Here is a 315-nt window from a genome sequence, read left to right on the forward strand (position 1 = left end):
GTTTTTCTTTGGAGCGGGAACCTTCGGTCCGCCGCGTCCTTTACGCGAACTTGGGAACTCTTAGTTCGTCGCATCCTTGACGGCTTCTTTCAGGTCGCCCAGTTTCTCTTGGGTCTGGCCTTCGATCTGGTTCTTCATGCCTTTGAGCTGCTGCTCTTTGTTGCCGACGATTTCGCCAGCTTTTTCCTGGATTTTGCCGCCGATGTCTTGCAGTTTGCCGTCGATTTGGTCTTTGTTCATGATGAGTTCCTCAAAAGCGCACATCCGGATGGCCGTGCAGTGAAGCCAGAATAGGCGCTATCAAAAATGCGGTCC

The 315-nt window shown here is 52.4% G+C and carries 1 protein-coding gene; it reads right to left on the bottom strand.

Annotated features, from left to right (window positions below):
• Positions 1–60: 60 nt before the first annotated feature.
• Complete coding sequence (locus D0817_RS27115) at positions 61–264, bottom strand: CsbD family protein (protein ID WP_497756108.1); 204 nt, start codon at positions 262–264, stop codon at positions 61–63.
• Positions 265–315: the final 51 nt, after the last annotated feature.

The organism is Flavobacterium cupreum (assembly GCF_003996965.1).
Lineage (GTDB): Bacteria > Bacteroidota > Bacteroidia > Flavobacteriales > Flavobacteriaceae > Flavobacterium > Flavobacterium cupreum.